This is a genomic window from Hydrogenophaga sp., assembly GCF_025699295.1.
In the GTDB taxonomy this organism is placed as follows: Bacteria; Pseudomonadota; Gammaproteobacteria; order Burkholderiales; family Burkholderiaceae_C; genus Hydrogenophaga.
In genome coordinates, this window is record NZ_JAILWB010000007.1 from 135,930 (window position 1) to 151,197 (window position 15,268).

Consider the following 15,268-nt stretch of genomic DNA (forward strand, 5'->3'; position numbering starts at 1 on the left):
GGAGTTCGTCGACGCCATCTCGCGCGTGCATGCGATACGCGACCACGCCATCAAGCAAGAGAACGAGCATCTGGGCCTGCCCGATAGCCCGCAGGCAGGCGACGACAAGGTTCTGAAATTCGGCGAATGGCTCTGGCGGCAGAGGTCACGCGATGGCAAGACGGTGCTCGACCTGTTGAACTACGTCGCCTGGGGCAACGGAAGCGTCGCGGCCCGACTCTGGAACGCAATCCGAAGCGACCAGTGGGCAATCCCTCACATCGGCCTAAGCAGCCTAGGGGAGGTCGTCGGTTGGGCCCGCCCTGACGAGTTCCCGCCACGGAACATGCGCACCAGCAAGGGGCTGCGGGCACTGGGCTACAACGTCAGGATTGGCGTGTGAGGTCGGTCGCGACGAGCATGACTTCGGCTTCGCACCTCGTTGGGAACAACCAATTTCAACTCAACAACTATCCTGGTGATTGACTTGCCGCATCAACGTCGACGTCTCACCGACGAGATCTACGAGATCTGCGAGATGTCGATGTTCTAGAACTTGAAGACTGTCAACCATCACAACAGACGGCAGATTTCATCGTCGATCGCAAATTCAACCTCCACTAGTTTTTCAAACCGCTGGCGGTAGGTGTCTAGGTTCATACCTTTTCTTCGGCTGCCATGAGGACCTAACCTTCGGAGGATTTTCTGCTTCTTGATCGCAAGGCGTCCCAGTCGAGATTCGCTTTGCGACTCGTAGGACAGCCGATGACATTGCCTGCATCGAAAATTCCTGTTGGCGAAGTACATCACGGAGCAGTGCTGCCGACATCCCGGGCACTGCATCAGCACCCGAGTTCCCCCGAATCCACATGCGGCATGGCTCAGATCGATGGTCTCCCGCACCAGCGTGCCCCCAACTTCGTAGGAAATCAACATGTGGTTTTGCGATGTCCTGACCGAGATGGTGGAGGTGGTCGCAAGAGTCTGAGGGTTCTTCCACCACCACATGCCTTGCCACGGAGCCCGGAACAGACCGGCTTTCTGCATCTGGCGAACATCCAAGCGCCTCGCATCTTCCACAAGGCGGGCGTTTCCTGGCCGGCCAGCTCCCGCACGCAACCCGCCCCATTTTTCGCTTCTCATTTCGGAATCAAGTTGAACCGCAAACTTGCAAGACCGTTCGCGGCCTGGTTGAGCAGGCTGACTTCGCATGGGCTGGTGCGCCTGAAAGCTAGTTGGCATGCAATGCGCCTCACATCAGGAGGGCACTTCGTCGATGGGAAGTAGTGGTCATGGAGTCCCCGCGGGAGTCCACCTGAGGGGGAAGGGGTGTTCACCCAGGCGAAGTTTGCAGGACCTCTGCCGTGGCGAGGCAATTCAGCCCCTTTTGGCCGGACAACCCGCACTGCCTCGGGTGCACGACGCCGGTGGCCAACAGCCCACCTCCACGCTGTGCTCGGGTTGCACCCGATTACCTCGGCCACAGCCTTCACCGTCGCTCCGGCCGCGCGCATCTCGCGTGCGTGTACAACTTGGGCATCGGTGTAGCGATGTGTTGGGCTTGAAGTGCCCATGCGCACGCCACGGGCGTTGGTCTGGATCACGGTGAACACATCGCCCCCCGCAAAAGCGACGCGCAAAGCAATTCCGGCGGCCACCGATGGTGGCGTAGGCCCAACATGCAAAGATTCGCCTGATACGGGTGATTCGGGTCAATATCCATTGCAGGGCCCATAGGGCTCTCTGCATACATCCCAACCCTCTCTCTTTTTCCCACTACATAGAGAGAACAGATCAACTGTCGGAATGTGCGGAGACCCGTATCACCCGCATCAGTGAGCTCAACGCCCCCCACCTGATGCGGGTGATGCGGGTGATGCGGGTCAAAAGCCACCCGCATGCGGCTCCGGGCAGAAAACCCCTCAGGCGAGGCCCATATCTGTCGCTTCATCGAAGACCTCCGTGGTTTCGCTGTGAAAGATTCGCGCGAGCCATTCGTCCTTGATGCGGGCTCCCTTGACCGCCTTCAGCGGCTTGCTAGTGCCGTCCTTGCACTTCACTCGGGGGTTGAAAGTGATCAGGCGGCCATCGCTGTTGGAGTAGACCTCGCCCATGAAGCTGTTCTTTTGCAAGACGTGCTTCGCGCCCTCGTCTGCGCACCACTGCCGGTACACGTCGTAGAGCTTGTCCTTGCTTACCCACGCGCCGGCATCGAACTCCAGCGCGTCGCTGATGAAGCCCAGGATCGGCGTCGTTTTGCGCACCAACTCCTCGACGGCCTCCAGCCCGCTGGCCGGTTGAATGAAGGCGCCACGGTCCTGCAACGCTTTCAGCCCGTCTAGCGCCCAGTTCAGGATCCCCGGCAGTTCGGCTATTAGTTTCTCGGTCAGCTTGTGGTCTTCGCGCCCGAAGAACGACTGGGTGAATCGCAGCACAATGAACCGTGAGGCCACCGCGCCGCCGCCGTCCACGATCCCGGGCAGGATATTGGTCATCAGCACGAAACGCGTCGGCAGCTTGCCCTCCCAGTTCGAGATTCCCTTGCGCTGCACGCTGACCGCGTCCTCGCCCGTGATGCGCAGCAGGTTCTCGCTGATTGACTGGAGGTCCGCGCTGCCGCTGATGCGGGCGTCCGAGATCACCGCCAGCTTCGCGTTGATCAGACCCTGCAGTCCAAAGTCCTTGCCGATCTGACCAAGCGTCGGCCCGGTGAAGTTGTGTTCACCGAGCAGTCCGCGCAGCACACGGGCGATGGTCCCCTTGCCGCAGCGCTTGGGACCAACGCAGATCAGCGCCTTCTGCTGCGATGTGTCGCTCGTTACGAGGTAGCCGAACCACTGCTGCAGGCTGTCGATGGATTCCTGGTCGCTAGGGAAGGCGTCTGCCAGGAATTGCAGCCAGTGCTCCGGTACAGGGGCCCGCGGGTCGTAGGCCACGTCTGCAGCGTCCACGCTGAAGTACAGCGGGTCGTGCGGTAGCAACTGGCGGGTGGGAAGGTGCAGAAGGCCGTTGCTGATGGCGACCACCTCATTGACAGCCACTTGGGGGGCCTTGGTCAACCAGCTCGGCATCCGCGTAGACGAGGGCACGTTGGTCAACGCCTTGACGGCGTCGATGGTGTTGTCGACAACGCCGCGCCCGGGCAGCGGCACACCGCTTTGCTCGAAGAGCCGGTACACCTTGGCCCGGATGTCGGCCACCGACACCGGCTGGTATCGGGATCCGTTCCACGCCAGGAACTCGTCCTGCCAGTGGCGAAGGCTCAGCGCACCCTTGGGCGTGGTGAAGAAAGCCGCCAAGAACGCACGTGCGGTTGGCACCGGCCACTCCACGCTGACCTCGGCCGCGTCCTCATCTGGTCCGAGACGCTTGGCCTTGGTCAGGTCATCGCGCAGGGCCTTGAGAGACAAGCCCGTAGCGCCCTTCAGCCGCTTCAGCAACTCGTCAACTTCGCTGGGCTTGAGGCCCTTGGCCGACACGAGCTCGGTGATCACGATGTCGGCGAGTTCCACTGGCGCGTATCCCGCGAATGTTGCTGCGTCGATGACGTTGGCGATCTCGGCGTGGGTCTTACCAGACGTTTGGGCAGGTGCCCGCAGTCCAAGCTCAGCCGCTGCCGCCTTGATCGCTTCGTTGAACTTGCCGCCGTGGGTGAAGTGACAGAAGAGGTCAAACGCGTCACCGAAGCGGTGGCCGCTCCTGGACTCGGCGCCCAGCTTGGCGTCCGCATCGCTGGCGCTCAGGCTGATCCAGTGACCATCGATCACACGCGTCGCGTAACTGCCACTGCTCTGGTACGGGCTACGCCAGTCCGACTCGTTCGCCGGAGACTGCTCGTACGCGTTGTCGATCAGCAGCTCTTCTACCCCGTGGGCTGTGTTGTAGGCCGCGATGACACTGGTATCGTCACCGGCCCCGCGTTGTGCACGCCGACGCTCACGCGAAGCTTGAGCTTCTGCTCGAACACGCTCAAGAGCATCAGAGTCTGTCTGGCGCTTGGCCAGCAGCTCGTTTACGTGCTGCTCGGCCAAGCCGTCGGTCGCCGTGTGCCCACGGCCGTCATGCGCCTTGCGGAAGAAGAACTTGGGCTTGCCATCAACGTTGCGCGCGGCCTTGGGCACGTTGGGTAAGTAGGCGATCTGCCCGGCCCGAGCCAACGACCAGTCCATCCGGCAACCGTTGGCTTCCATGTACCCGTAGAAGGCCATGCACAGCGCGTTCCAGTCGGCGAACGGCAGTGGCTGCGCCAGGGGAACCAGCGTGCGCCAGCGCTTCGATTCCGCGGTTGAGCTGGCCGTGCTGTAGATCAGGTGAGCGACGCCATCACCAAAGAACTCCTGCACCAAATGCTGAACCCGTTCGAGCGGGGTATCACCCTTGTCGATATCGCCCGGTATCGCCACGAACTGACCATGAAGGCGCTGGGCTTCGTGGTTGCGCCCGTCAAAGGCGTGGTAGGTCGAGGCAATCAGCGCCGGCGCGCATAGCTTCGGGATCGCCGCTGGCTCAGTTTGGTCAAAGACCTCGCCGAGCGAGATCGTCTTGTAGTCCGCACCCGACTCAATCTGGGTATCAAACGAGCCAGCGCACGTCAGCACACGATGGTGTCGCCACTTGGTTGTAGCCGCAGCAACCGGCTGCTCGTGGCCATTTAGGCCGTGTCCTTGCCCGCCGGTTGCCACAGAAAAATCAGGGACGGCTACAGTCATCTCGCGTGTCCTTCAGAGCGTGCGTCGCGCGTCAACGCGGCGGGTGATTGAGTGAGATCAAGGTTTTGCGCCCGGCGCTTCTCGGCCCCGGGCGCTACTTTTTTGGTACTTGACCACAGGCACAGGTATGCGATGAGGTGCTGCACTCCTGCCGCGGCTCTAGACGGCGCCTCGGGGTCAAGGCGGGGCCGCCCGCGCGAGCGAACCCCTGTGCTGGTGACGGTGCTGGTGGTCATGCGTGCGCCCCCTGCGCAGCGCGCTCTTGCTCCAGCTCTTCGGCGAAGACCTCGACGTCCTGCAGCTCGGCGCAGTGCCGTGCTCGCGCTATGCCGAACACGTACCAGCTGCCGTGAAGGGAACAAGGGCGCATCTGGTAGCCCAGCAGCGCGAGACGAGCCTGCACGGTGGCCAGACGCTTGGCCGGTAGTCTGGCCTCAAGGTCGGTGGCGGCGCTCATGCGGTTTCAAACTCGCCGCAGTCGACGCGGTGCCGCTCCAGCCAGTCGTCAAGGTCTTCGCGCAGGTAGCGCACCGCCGTGCCGATGGTGACCCAGCGCGGTCCCTTGATGGGCCTTCCCTCGCGCCGCGCGCGAAGGTCGGCCGTGCGCGTGTTGCGAATGTGGCTGCTGCTGAACCCAAGGTACTGGGCGGCTTCGGTCTCGCGCAGCGCGCGCGGTGCGATCACGGTGACCGGCTTGGCTGCGCGGTGCGTGGTGGGTTGGCGGGCAGTTTCCATGTGTGCTCCATAGGCCCTTCGGGGGCCGCGTGAGCACGACGATATTGAGCTTGGCTGTTGTTGTCCTCCCGGCAACTCTAGAGATTGCGGGAGTCAGTCCTCGTCAAACATGCGCTTGATTCGCTTGATCACCTCTTCATCGGAGCAGTTCTCCCAGTCTTTTGGTGCCACTGACCGGGCGTAGGTGATGGTGGCTATGCGACGAGTCCACTGGCGCGCCTTCTCGTAGATCGCCTCGTCGGTCAACCCTGCCCAATCTCTATCTGGCATCTCGCGCTTGTATGAGTGCACCACAGCCGCGTGGTCGCGGGCATCCTTCCTTCCCTCGAAGTACTTCCAGTACTCCGGTGGTTCGAAGCTGTTCCAGAGCTTGATCTTCTGCACTGTTTCTGGAGGCGTTCCGCGCTTTCCGGTCAGTCCAATTGCCCTAGCCAGATCGTTTGGACTGACCTGTGAGGACTGGTTAGCCTTGACCACCTTTCGTGCAACCTCCTCAATCCACGAGACGAGGTCGATGGGGTGTCCTTCCTCGTCGCGTAGGGCTCCGTCGGCAATCAGCTGCCACCGTTCAAGTGCATCTGCGCGCTTCATGCTGCAGCATCCAAAAGTGCAACGGCGGCCCGCTTCTGGTGTGGTGCCAAGTGTGCGTAGCGTTCAGTCAGGGTGATGCTCGAGTGGCCTAGCAGATCGCGGACCTCGTAGAGGTTCACCCCGGCTTGCACCAGCCGGCTCGCGAAGTCGTGGCGCTGGTCGTGAAATGTGAAGTCGACCAGCCCCGCGCGCTCGACCACAACCGCCCAGGACTTCTTGAGAGTCACGAACGGCTTGTCGGTGTCGCTGTTGACAAAGACGAAGGGCGCAAGCTTCACGGGCTCGCCGGCTGCCTTGGCTCTGCGCGCCGCTTCGTCGCGCTCATCGGCCATTTCCTGCAGCACGGCCACGGCGGTCTGGTTGAGGGTCACGTGGCGGGTCCGGTTTGACTTGGCGTCTGCCGCAGCCACCTTGATCTCAGCTCGCTGGATCGAGACGTTCTCCCACCTCAGCTTGAACAGCTCACCGCGACGCAGCCCTGTGTTCAACGCGAGCACACAGAGTCGGCGCATGTAGGGTGGCGTCTCGGCATGCTCCAGCGCCTGCATGAATCTTGCACGTTCGCCGACTTTTTTTCCCTGCTCATTGCGCACATCTGCGTACTCGTCGCGTTGACCCAGCCACCGGACGCGCTTGTCATCAGCGGTGTCCAGGGGTTTGAAAGCGGGGTCGTCGAGCGGGTTGCGGTCGATCACCCGCCATTCCACCGCCTTGTTCATGAGCGCCAGCAGGGAGGTTCGATCGCGGTTCAGCGTCTGGGGTGTCAACTCGTCAGCAAGGCGATCAGCACGGTGCTGGATGACATCCAGAACGTCTAGGGTGGCCATGTCTTCATCGACGATGGGCTCCCAGGCTGAGAGGATTCGCTTCTTGGTGTCCCGGCCGCTCTTGCGCGAGACGAGGTGGTCGGTCCAGTACCGGCCCTCAACGAACTTGCGCACGGTGCGCGACTCGGCCTTGGCATCTTCGACGCGCACCTCGCGCTTCTGGCCTGCAGGGTCAGTGCCGCGCACCTTCTCGACGACCAGCCGGGCGCGGCCTGGGTCGAACTGCTCCACCGTTCCGATCGTGTAGGTCTGGCGCTTGCCGGCCGCGTTGCGGTAGTCGTAGGCCCAAGACATCTTGCCGGTGGCGCCCACCCGTAGGATGAGCCCGCGGCACTCGGCGTCGCGAAAAGTCTGGCGCTCTCCATTGAGCTTGATGCGCTCAGCAATGAAGGTTTTCGTGAGCTTTGCGGTGACGACTTCGGCCATGGTGTGGACCCTTGCTGTGGAAGGGCAGGAATCCCCGTGACTCCTGCCGGGACTCCACGCTCGAACAAGTGCGGTGGAGTGCGACCAAGTGCAAGGTTAGATCACACAGCAGGGGTCTTGCAAGCATTTACCTAGGCGAATCGTTCTCATAAAGGAGTCCAGATGGGTGCTGGAAAGTTCTTGTAGGTGCAATCCAATACAAGCCAAAAACCCCCATTTTTCGCCTTCACACGGCAGGGGTCGCAGGTTCGAACCCTGCACCGCCCACCAGAACAGTCCACAGCGACATCGGCGAACGCCACCTTCGGGTGGCGTTGTCGTTTCTGCGCTCGGTTCACCCGCGTGCCACCACGCGCGACCACGATCGGCACATGGTCGCGAACGCCGCCGCAGCGGGTGTGACGGGCGCACCTTGCCTTTGCACCAGGCAGTTGTCGTAGCGGGGCGCCTGTTCGCGGATGGCGATGGGCGCGACGTGCGGGCCGATGAGCCCGCTGCGCACGATCTCGGCCGGCAGCAGCGCCAGCCAGTCGGTGGTCGCCAGCAGCGCCGCGACCTCGGTGAAGCTCTCGCAGGTCGCCGCGACCCGGGGCGAAGGGCGGCCATGGTCATTGAACAGCTGGATCGCCGTGCCGCCAGGTCCGCCGGGCGTGCCCATCAGGATCCACTCGGCCTGCTGCAGCCGTTCGAGCTGCCGGGCACCGGCCAGTGGGTGGCCCTTGCGGCCCACCACCGTGAGCGCGCTGCGAAACAGCGGTGTGCAGTGCAGGTCGGGCCAGTGGGCTTCGTCGGGTACCGCCATCAGCGCCATGTCCAGCGAGCCCTGCAGCAGGGCCGGACGCAGCCGCTCGTGCAGGCCCGACATCAGGCGCAGGCGCACACCGGGAAAACGGGCGTGGAAATCGGGCACCACGCGCGGCAGCAGCAAGGCCGTGGGGGTGGGGCCCACGCCGATGCGCAGCGTGCCTTCGTCGTGCCCGCCGCCGGTTGGCGCGTCCTCCAGCGCCAGCCGGGCCTCGGCGTCGATCAGCAGGGCGCGCTCGCGCAGGCGCAGGCCGGCGTCCGTCAGGCTCGCGCCACGCGCCGAGCGCAGCAGCAGCGCGCGACCCAGGGTGGCTTCGAGTTCCTGCACGCGCTGTGTGAGCCCGGCCTGCGACACGGACAGCGCGCGAGCGGCGGCGCGAAAGCTGCCGTGTTCAACGACGGCGAGGAAGGCGCGCAGCTGCTGCAAGGTCATGGGAGGTTCGGTCTTGGTGATCACGTTGTGCAATCAGTCTAACGGTTGCGCGGTTCCCAAAGCCGCGTGCGGCCCCTAGAGTGCACGGTCCCCCCACGCAGTGCCTTGCCAGCCACCTCCACGCCATGCGCCTTTTCTCCTACCGCGACCGCCCCGTCCATCTCGGCCCGTATCCGCTGGAGCGCCTGACGCGGCAGGACGCCATGCCCGAGCTGAAGGCGCTGGCCCCGATGCAGGCGCTGTCGTTCGACGACGCGGACCCCGAGTCCCTCAAACACGCGATGGCGCGCTTCATCACCATGTTCGATCTGGTGCGCGATGGCGCGGTCAACCCGCTGCGGGGCGAAGTGCCGGCCGGCGGCGCCGAGCGCGCCGAGCACATCAAGGCCGCGGGCTACTACTTCGACGCTTCGATGATGGCCATCTGCACGCTGCCGCGCGAGGCACTGCTGGCCGAGCCGATCCGCAACCCGCGTGTGCCGGCGCTGGGCGCCGAGCTGGAGGCGTCGCAGCCCAGGAGCTTCGCCGCCGGCATGGACATGATCCTGGCCGACGTGCTCGATTCCGCGCGCAAGGTGCACGGCCCGGTCGATGGCCACACGCACGCCATCGTGATCCTGGTCGAGTACCCGCGCGACCCGCGTGCCGACGAGCCGGGCTGCGACTGGATTCAGGGCACGCAGGCACAGCGCGCGGCGGTGCTCACAGCGCAGACCGCGGTGCTGCTCTCCACGTACCTGCGCATGCTCGGCTACGAAGGCCGGGCCCATTCGGCCACCTGCAGCGACGTGGACCTGGGCCGGCTGGCCCTGGCCAGCGGACTCACGCTGCCCGACGGCAGCAATCCCTACATGGGTCGGCGCTTCGGTCTGGCCGCTGTCACCACGGATTTCGCCATGACCGTGGACCGCCCGTTGAGCGAGCGTCAACGGCGTGTCCGCTCGCATGGGCCAGCCTGGTGGCTGGGCAAGGGCACGCTCAAGAACGCCTTCAACCGGGAAGCCTTTGCCCGGCGCGAATTCCGTCAGGGCGCGTACCCGTTCGAGACCCTCAAACGCCAGGACGACCCCACCACCTTCATCGACCACGCGCGCGTGCCGCGTTTTCCCAAACGGGCCGACTTCTTTGCCCGCGCGCTGTTTGGCGACCTGGGCAAACCGGTGCAGGACGGTGCGAAGAACGCGCACTACGTGATGAAGAGCCCCATCGGGGCCTGTGCCCGCCGCGCGCTGGGGGCGCTGCTGCTGCTGCAGTTCGGCGAGGCGCGCGGGCCGGTGGCCGCCAGCACGACCGACCCGCGGCGCAACGCCGACAACCTCAAGGCCACTGCCTATTACCTGGGCGTTGACGCGGTGGGCCTGTGCGGCGTGCCCGAGTGGGCGTACTACTCGCACGACGCGGGCGGCAACGCCATGCAGGCCTACCACGCCAACGCGGTCAACCTGCTGCTCGACCAGGGGCACGAGACCATGGAGGGTGCCAGCGGCGACGACTGGATCTCGGTGGCGCAAAGCATGCGCGCCTACCTGCGCTTCTCGATGCTGGGCGGCATCATCGGCGAGCAGATCCGCCGCCTGGGTTATTCGGCGCGCGTGCACTCGGTGCTCGACGGCGACGTGCTGCAGCCGCCGCTGCTGCTGCTCTCGGGGCTGGGCGAGGTCAGCCGCATCGGCGAGGTCATCCTCAACCCGTTTCTCGGCCCGCGCCTCAAGAGTGGAACGGTCACCACCGACCTGCCGATGGCGCACGACCGGCCGATCGATTTCGGGCTGCAGCGCTTCTGCGAGAGCTGCAACAAGTGCGCGCGCGAGTGCCCCTCGGGGGCCATCACTGCCGGGCCCAAGCTCATGTACAACGGCTACGAGATCTGGAAGAGCGACGCCGAGAAGTGCGCGCGCTACCGCATCACCAATGCCGCCGGCGGCATGTGCGGGCGCTGCATGAAGACCTGCCCCTGGAACCTGGAAGGCCTGCTGGCCGACGGACTGTGGCGGCAGGTGGCGATGAAGCTGCCGGTCGCTGCGCCAGCGCTGGCGGCGCTGGACGACAAACTGGGACGGGGCGCAATCAATCCGGTGAAGACCTGGTGGTGGGACGTGGAACTCGATCGCACCACGGGTGGCTACGTGCGCGCGGCGCAGACCAACCGGCGTGGCCTGCAGACCGACCTGGCGCTGCGCTACGAGGACCAGACGCTGGCCGTGTACCCGGCCGACCGCATGCCGCCGCCGTACCCGGTGCCGTTTCCCGTCAACCGCGACGAGGGCATCGAGCGCTACCGCGCGCTGCTGACGCCGCAGCAGTACAAGGAACGCGTGGCTGCCGGCGACACCGAGGGCCTGGCGCCACCGTTCCGCCTGCCCGAGGGCGAGCCGCCGGTGTTTCCGGTGCTGCTCAAGCGGCGCGAGGAGATGGCGCTGGACGTTGCGAAGTACGAATTCGCCGCGCTCGATGGTGGCGAATTGCCGGCATTCGAGGCCGGCGCCCACGTCGACGTGGTCATCGCGCCCGAGTACCAGCGCGCCTACAGCCTGGCGGGCGACCCCGCGGACCGCAGCCGCTACGTGCTCGGCGTGCTGCGAGAAGCGCAGGGCCGGGGCGGCTCGGCACTCATGCACCGCGCGTTCCGCGAAGGCCGCAAGGTCTTCATCAGCCGGCCCGCCAACCATTTCCCGCTGCACGAGGATGCCCGCCATTCGTTGCTGTTCGCTGGCGGCATCGGGGTCACGCCCATGATCGCCATGGCGCACCGGCTGCATGCCCTGGGGCGCTCGTTCGACTTCCATTACAGCGCGGCGAGCCGCAAGACCGCGGGCTTTCTGGCCGATCTGGAACAGGTGCCCTGGCGCGAGCACGTCAGCCTGCACATCAAGGACGAAGGCAGCCGCGCCGACCTGGCCGCGCTCATCCCCGGCTTCGAACCCGGTTTTCACCTCTACACCTGCGGCGCGCCGCGCTACATGGACGGCGTGTTCGAGGCCGCGACCCGGCGGCTCTGGCCGGAAGATGCGCTGCACCGCGAGTACTTCAGCGTGCCTGACGCCGACGCCTGGGAGAACCACCCCTTCGTGCTGGAGCTCACCCGCAGCGGCCGCACGCTGGACGTCCCCGCTGACCGCCGCGCCACCGACGTGCTGGCCGAGGCGGGCTTCGCGGTGACCACCAAATGCAGCGACGGCCTGTGCGGCGTGTGCGCCGTGTCCTTCGACGCGGAGCGTTCCGGCACCGTCGAGCACCGCGACTTCGTGCTCAGCCGGCGCGAGCGCGAGCACCGGGTCATTCTGTGCTGCTCGCGCCCGGCGCAGCCTGGCGCGAGCCTGGTCGTCGACCTGTAGACCGCCCGCAAGTCCTTGAACTTGCGGGCTTTTTCGCTGTTGTTCCGGGGTTTCTCCGGCGCCGGGAGCCCGTACATTCGCAGGAATGTACAAGCCGCTTCCCCTGGACGCCATTGCGTTGCAACAGCCGGTTCCCGTCAATGTGTGGGATCCGAAGGGTGTGCTCTTGCTGCGCAAGGGCGAGGCGATCACCTCCGAGCAGCACCGCGGCCTGCTCATGCTGCACGGCCCGGTGGTGCTCGAGAGCGACTGGCGCGCCTGGACCTACAGCTACACCACCGAGCTCGATCGCATGGTGCGCGACAACGCGCCGCTGAACCGCATAGCGGGCGTGAGCCACGCTGTGGATGTGCCGAACGCTACGGCGCGCGAAGAGGCCGGCCCGGTTGAAGCCTGGACCGATCTGCACGCTTCGCTCGGCACTCTGTTGCACCAGGGCGCCGCGGCGCCCCAGTTCTTCGAACGCATAGAGCGCCTTGCCACGCGCGTGCAGGGCTTGTGGTGCGCCGCGCCGGACAACAGCTTCCTGGTGCTGGTGCAGCTGCTGTTCGACGCGCGCATGGGCTACAGCACCACGCACGCGCTGCTGTCGGCCGGTCTGTGCGCGCTGGTCTCGCCCCACACGGGCCTGTCGCCTGGCGAGCAGGGCACGCTGCTGCGTGCCGCGCTCACCATGAACATCGGCATGACGCACGCGCACGACGCCATGGCCCGCCAGACCGCGCCATTGTCCAGCGCCCAGCGCCAGGCCGTGCAGGAGCACCCCACGCTGGGCGCAAACCTGCTGCGCCAGCTCGGGGTCATCGACCCGCTGTGGCTGCAACTGGTGGAAGAACAGCATGAGCGGCCCGACGGCAGCGGTTACCCCGCCGGCAAATGCACCACCGACGTGGCCCCGCGCCTGCTGCAGATGGCTGACGTGTACGTTGCCTGCCTGAGCCCACGCCCCGGGCGTGGCGGTCTGTTGGCGCAACAGGTGGCGCGCGAACTGTATCTGGGCCCGGACCAGCGGCCCGATCCACTCGGGGCGCTGTTCGTCAAGCATGTCGGCTTTTACCCGCCGGGCAGCTATGTGCGACTGGCCAACGAGGAAGTGGCGGTGGTGACGCGGCGTGGCCCGAAGGCCAACACGCCGCGGGTCTTCTCCATCGTCGGCCGCCAGGGCATGCCGCTGGGCGAGCCCACGCTGCGCGACACACAGGACCCGGCTTTCGAGGTCAAGGCCAGCCTTTCGCCCGGTGACGTGCGGGTGGTGGTGAACGTGCCCCGCTTGTTGACCCGCCGCTAGGGCCTGTTCACACTATTTTTCCAAGTGCGAAGGGGTTGAAAACAGCGCCAATCGAGGCGCACGGCGACGGCCAGACCGGGCGTCTGGCCTAGGAGTGCAACGAAGAGTGGCGCTGTTTTCAACCCCTTCCCTTCGGGTTGCGGCCAAAAATGCCATGCGCCGCGTTGCGAAGCCTCGCCGGGCCACCGGCCCGTCTGCGTTTCGCGCCTTGCGCATGGCATTTTTGATCCGCAACGCATCTTGGAAAAATAGTGTGAACAGGCCCTAGCGCAGGCGCCGCTTCAGCGCGGCAGGTACATCGTGGCTTCCACTTCCACCAGCACCTCATCGTCCGGCAGGAAGCGCGAGACCTCGACCACCGTGCTGACCGGGGGATCGCTCGGGTAGAACAGGCCGCGCACGCGGTTGTAAGCGGCATAGTGCGGCAGTTCGCGGAAGTACTGCACCAGCTTGACCACGTCGGACATCTGACCGCCATGCTCCTCGGCGATCTGCCGGATGCGCTCCAGCACGATCCAGCTCTGAGCCACGATGGGCGCCTCGAACACATCCACCGACATCTGGCCGGTGACGTAGCCCTGCCCGCGCAGCGATGCGAGCGCGTCCTTGGGCAGGTCCTCATAGCGGGTCACGGCCCGGCGCGTGGCAGGGTCCACCGCCACCACGCCGCTCATGAACACGAAATCGCCAACGCGTCTGGCGGCTGCATAGTGGGCCATGGGGGTGCCAGTGCTCATGAGAATCTCCGTGAATTGAGCGGACGTGGAGGGGACATCAGCCGGGTACACCCCAGGCCCGCATCTTTCCGGGGTTCAGCAGCCCGGCCGGGTCCATGCGCTGCTTCATGTCGATGACGTTCTGCGGCAGGTCGCCGCCGACCTTGCCTTCTTCGATGATGAAGGTGTGGGGGTTGTTCACGCGGATGCCGTTGTCGCGGAAGATCTGAATGATCTGATTCAGCCGTTCCTCGGTCGTGAAGCGCACCAGCGGCAGCGAGGTGCAGGTGGTGAAGCCGTCCATGCTGCGCAGGAACTCCACATGCATCAGCACTTCATCGCCGAACAGCGCGCGGATCTGGCGCACCTGATCCAGGTGCTTGCCCGGCGTGAACGTGGTCTGCAGGTAGGTCAGGCCCTTGTCCACCTTGAGCGCGTTCAGCGTGGTGTGGTTCCAGCAATATTCGACCAGCGTGTGGTGCTGGGCGCGCGCCTCGTCCGCCGTGCGCCGGTAGGTGACGCTGCCGCCGTGGGCGGTTGCCACTTGAAGCGCGGCGGCTTCGGAGAACTCGGCCACCAGCACCAGCGCGGCATGGCAGCCCTTGGGCAGGTGTTCGGCCAGCGAGGTCATGTAGCCGGGGATCGGGTCGTCCAGCACGGCGATGTTCTTCTTCACGATGCCCGGCGCGAGAGCCAGCGCGTTGCCGAAGTCGAGCGCGCGATCGGCGTCGTCAAAGGTGACGATCATTTCCAGCCAGGGGTGCGCCGGCGCCAGCGCCATCTCCACTTCGAGCACCAGGCCATTGGTGCCCCAGAGGTGGTGCATCAGCAAGGCCTCGGGGCCACGCAGTTCCACCACCTGCGGCTCGGCCTCCAGACTCATCGCACGGATACCGACAATGTTGCCGGCGGCACCGATCGGGCCGTAGTTGATCGAGCCTGCACCACCGAAGCCGCCGCTGAACAGGCCGCCCAGCGAGGCGCTGCGGAAGGTGGAGGGAATGCAGCGCAGTTCCCAACCCATCGGACGGGAGGCGTTGTCGAACTCGGCGAGGCGGATGCCGGCCTGCGCGCGGCCCACGCCGGGGCGTGACCACAGGAAGGCGTTGTAGCCGCTCATGTCCAGGATCACGCCGCCGTGCAGCGGCGTGGACTGGCCGTAGTTGCCGGTGCCGCTGCCACGCAAGGTGAGCGGGATGCGACGGCGTGCACAGGCAGCGGCCACGCGGCGAATCTCGTCTTCGGTGCGGGGCTTGACGGCGATGTCGCCGCGCTTGCCGAGCAGCTGGCGTTTGAGCACGGGGCTGAACCACGAGAAGTCCTGCGACAGTCGGCCGATCTTGAGGGGGTCGGTGATCCAGTCGAGGTCGGGCAGTTCGTGCTGCAGTTGTTCGATGGAGGTGTTGGGGGCATTCATGGCGTGTA

12 protein-coding genes are annotated in these 15,268 nt (G+C 65.4%); 3 read left to right on the plus strand and 9 right to left on the minus strand.

From position 1 onward, the window contains the following. Window positions 1-163 precede the first annotated feature (163 nt). A complete protein-coding gene (locus K5880_RS09155; protein WP_297651113.1) occupies window positions 164-382 on the plus strand; it encodes a hypothetical protein in 219 nt (72 codons plus the stop codon). A gap of 170 nt (window positions 383-552) precedes the next feature. Here the strand turns inward: K5880_RS09155 and K5880_RS09160 are convergent, their stop codons facing one another. From K5880_RS09160 to K5880_RS09190, 7 genes are all read right to left on the minus strand, one after another. Then, the gene (locus K5880_RS09160; RefSeq protein WP_297650966.1) at window positions 553-1,122 is read right to left on the minus strand and encodes a hypothetical protein; all 570 of its coding nucleotides are present in this window, start codon (window positions 1,120-1,122) and stop codon (window positions 553-555) included. A gap of 779 nt (window positions 1,123-1,901) precedes the next feature. Further along, window positions 1,902-4,688 carry a phage/plasmid primase, P4 family gene (locus K5880_RS09165; protein ID WP_297650968.1) on the minus strand — a complete coding sequence of 929 codons (2,787 nt, stop codon included), beginning with the start codon at window positions 4,686-4,688 and terminating at the stop codon, window positions 1,902-1,904. 232 nt (window positions 4,689-4,920) lie between these two features. Further along, complete coding sequence (locus tag K5880_RS09170) at window positions 4,921-5,145, minus strand: hypothetical protein (RefSeq protein ID WP_297650970.1); 225 nt, start codon at window positions 5,143-5,145, stop codon at window positions 4,921-4,923. Then, entirely contained in the window at window positions 5,142-5,423 is a 282-nt protein-coding gene (locus K5880_RS09175; RefSeq protein WP_297650972.1) for a helix-turn-helix domain-containing protein, read from the minus strand. Before K5880_RS09175 ends, K5880_RS09170 begins: the two co-directional genes overlap by 4 nt. A gap of 93 nt (window positions 5,424-5,516) precedes the next feature. Then, window positions 5,517-6,014 (minus strand): hypothetical protein, encoded by a 498-nt coding sequence (locus K5880_RS09180; protein WP_297650974.1) that lies wholly within the window; start codon window positions 6,012-6,014, stop codon window positions 5,517-5,519. Continuing rightward, window positions 6,011-7,267 carry a site-specific integrase gene (locus tag K5880_RS09185; RefSeq protein ID WP_297650976.1) on the minus strand — a complete coding sequence of 419 codons (1,257 nt, stop codon included), beginning with the start codon at window positions 7,265-7,267 and terminating at the stop codon, window positions 6,011-6,013. Before K5880_RS09185 ends, K5880_RS09180 begins: the two co-directional genes overlap by 4 nt. Window positions 7,268-7,601: 334 nt before the next feature. Next, on the minus strand, window positions 7,602-8,528 hold the full coding sequence (locus tag K5880_RS09190; RefSeq protein ID WP_297650979.1) for a LysR substrate-binding domain-containing protein: 927 nt from the start codon (window positions 8,526-8,528) through the stop codon (window positions 7,602-7,604). A 101-nt stretch (window positions 8,529-8,629) separates the two neighbouring features. On the opposite strand from K5880_RS09190, the gene K5880_RS09195 reads away from it, so the two are divergent. After that, window positions 8,630-11,839, plus strand: a complete 3,210-nt coding sequence (locus K5880_RS09195) for a 4Fe-4S double cluster binding domain-containing protein (protein ID WP_297650981.1) — start codon at window positions 8,630-8,632, stop codon at window positions 11,837-11,839. A gap of 85 nt (window positions 11,840-11,924) precedes the next feature. Continuing rightward, window positions 11,925-13,127: an HD domain-containing phosphohydrolase gene (locus K5880_RS09200; protein WP_297650983.1), complete on the plus strand. Its 1,203-nt coding sequence runs from the start codon at window positions 11,925-11,927 to the stop codon at window positions 13,125-13,127. 281 nt (window positions 13,128-13,408) lie between these two features. On the opposite strand, the gene K5880_RS09205 is transcribed toward K5880_RS09200, so the two are convergent. Continuing rightward, window positions 13,409-13,864 (minus strand): RidA family protein, encoded by a 456-nt coding sequence (locus K5880_RS09205; RefSeq protein ID WP_297650985.1) that lies wholly within the window; start codon window positions 13,862-13,864, stop codon window positions 13,409-13,411. A 37-nt stretch (window positions 13,865-13,901) separates the two neighbouring features. Next, the gene (locus tag K5880_RS09210; RefSeq protein ID WP_297650987.1) at window positions 13,902-15,260 is read right to left on the minus strand and encodes an FAD-binding oxidoreductase; all 1,359 of its coding nucleotides are present in this window, start codon (window positions 15,258-15,260) and stop codon (window positions 13,902-13,904) included. Window positions 15,261-15,268 lie beyond the last annotated feature (8 nt).

Bases quoted from the DNA above. Each gene is read 5' to 3' on its own strand.
- K5880_RS09160 (WP_297650966.1), bottom strand. From the start codon at position 1,122: ATGAGAAGCGAAAAATGGGGCGGGTTGCGTGCGGGAGCTGGCCGGCCA.
- K5880_RS09170 (WP_297650970.1), bottom strand. From the start codon at position 5,145: ATGAGCGCCGCCACCGACCTTGAGGCCAGACTACCGGCCAAGCGTCTG.
- K5880_RS09185 (WP_297650976.1), bottom strand. From the start codon at position 7,267: ATGGCCGAAGTCGTCACCGCAAAGCTCACGAAAACCTTCATTGCTGAG.
- K5880_RS09195 (WP_297650981.1), top strand. From the start codon at position 8,630: ATGCGCCTTTTCTCCTACCGCGACCGCCCCGTCCATCTCGGCCCGTAT.
- K5880_RS09175 (WP_297650972.1), bottom strand. From the start codon at position 5,423: ATGGAAACTGCCCGCCAACCCACCACGCACCGCGCAGCCAAGCCGGTC.
- K5880_RS09210 (WP_297650987.1), bottom strand. From the start codon at position 15,260: ATGAATGCCCCCAACACCTCCATCGAACAACTGCAGCACGAACTGCCC.
- K5880_RS09165 (WP_297650968.1), bottom strand. From the start codon at position 4,688: ATGACTGTAGCCGTCCCTGATTTTTCTGTGGCAACCGGCGGGCAAGGA.
- K5880_RS09200 (WP_297650983.1), top strand. From the start codon at position 11,925: ATGTACAAGCCGCTTCCCCTGGACGCCATTGCGTTGCAACAGCCGGTT.
- K5880_RS09205 (WP_297650985.1), bottom strand. From the start codon at position 13,864: ATGAGCACTGGCACCCCCATGGCCCACTATGCAGCCGCCAGACGCGTT.
- K5880_RS09180 (WP_297650974.1), bottom strand. From the start codon at position 6,014: ATGAAGCGCGCAGATGCACTTGAACGGTGGCAGCTGATTGCCGACGGA.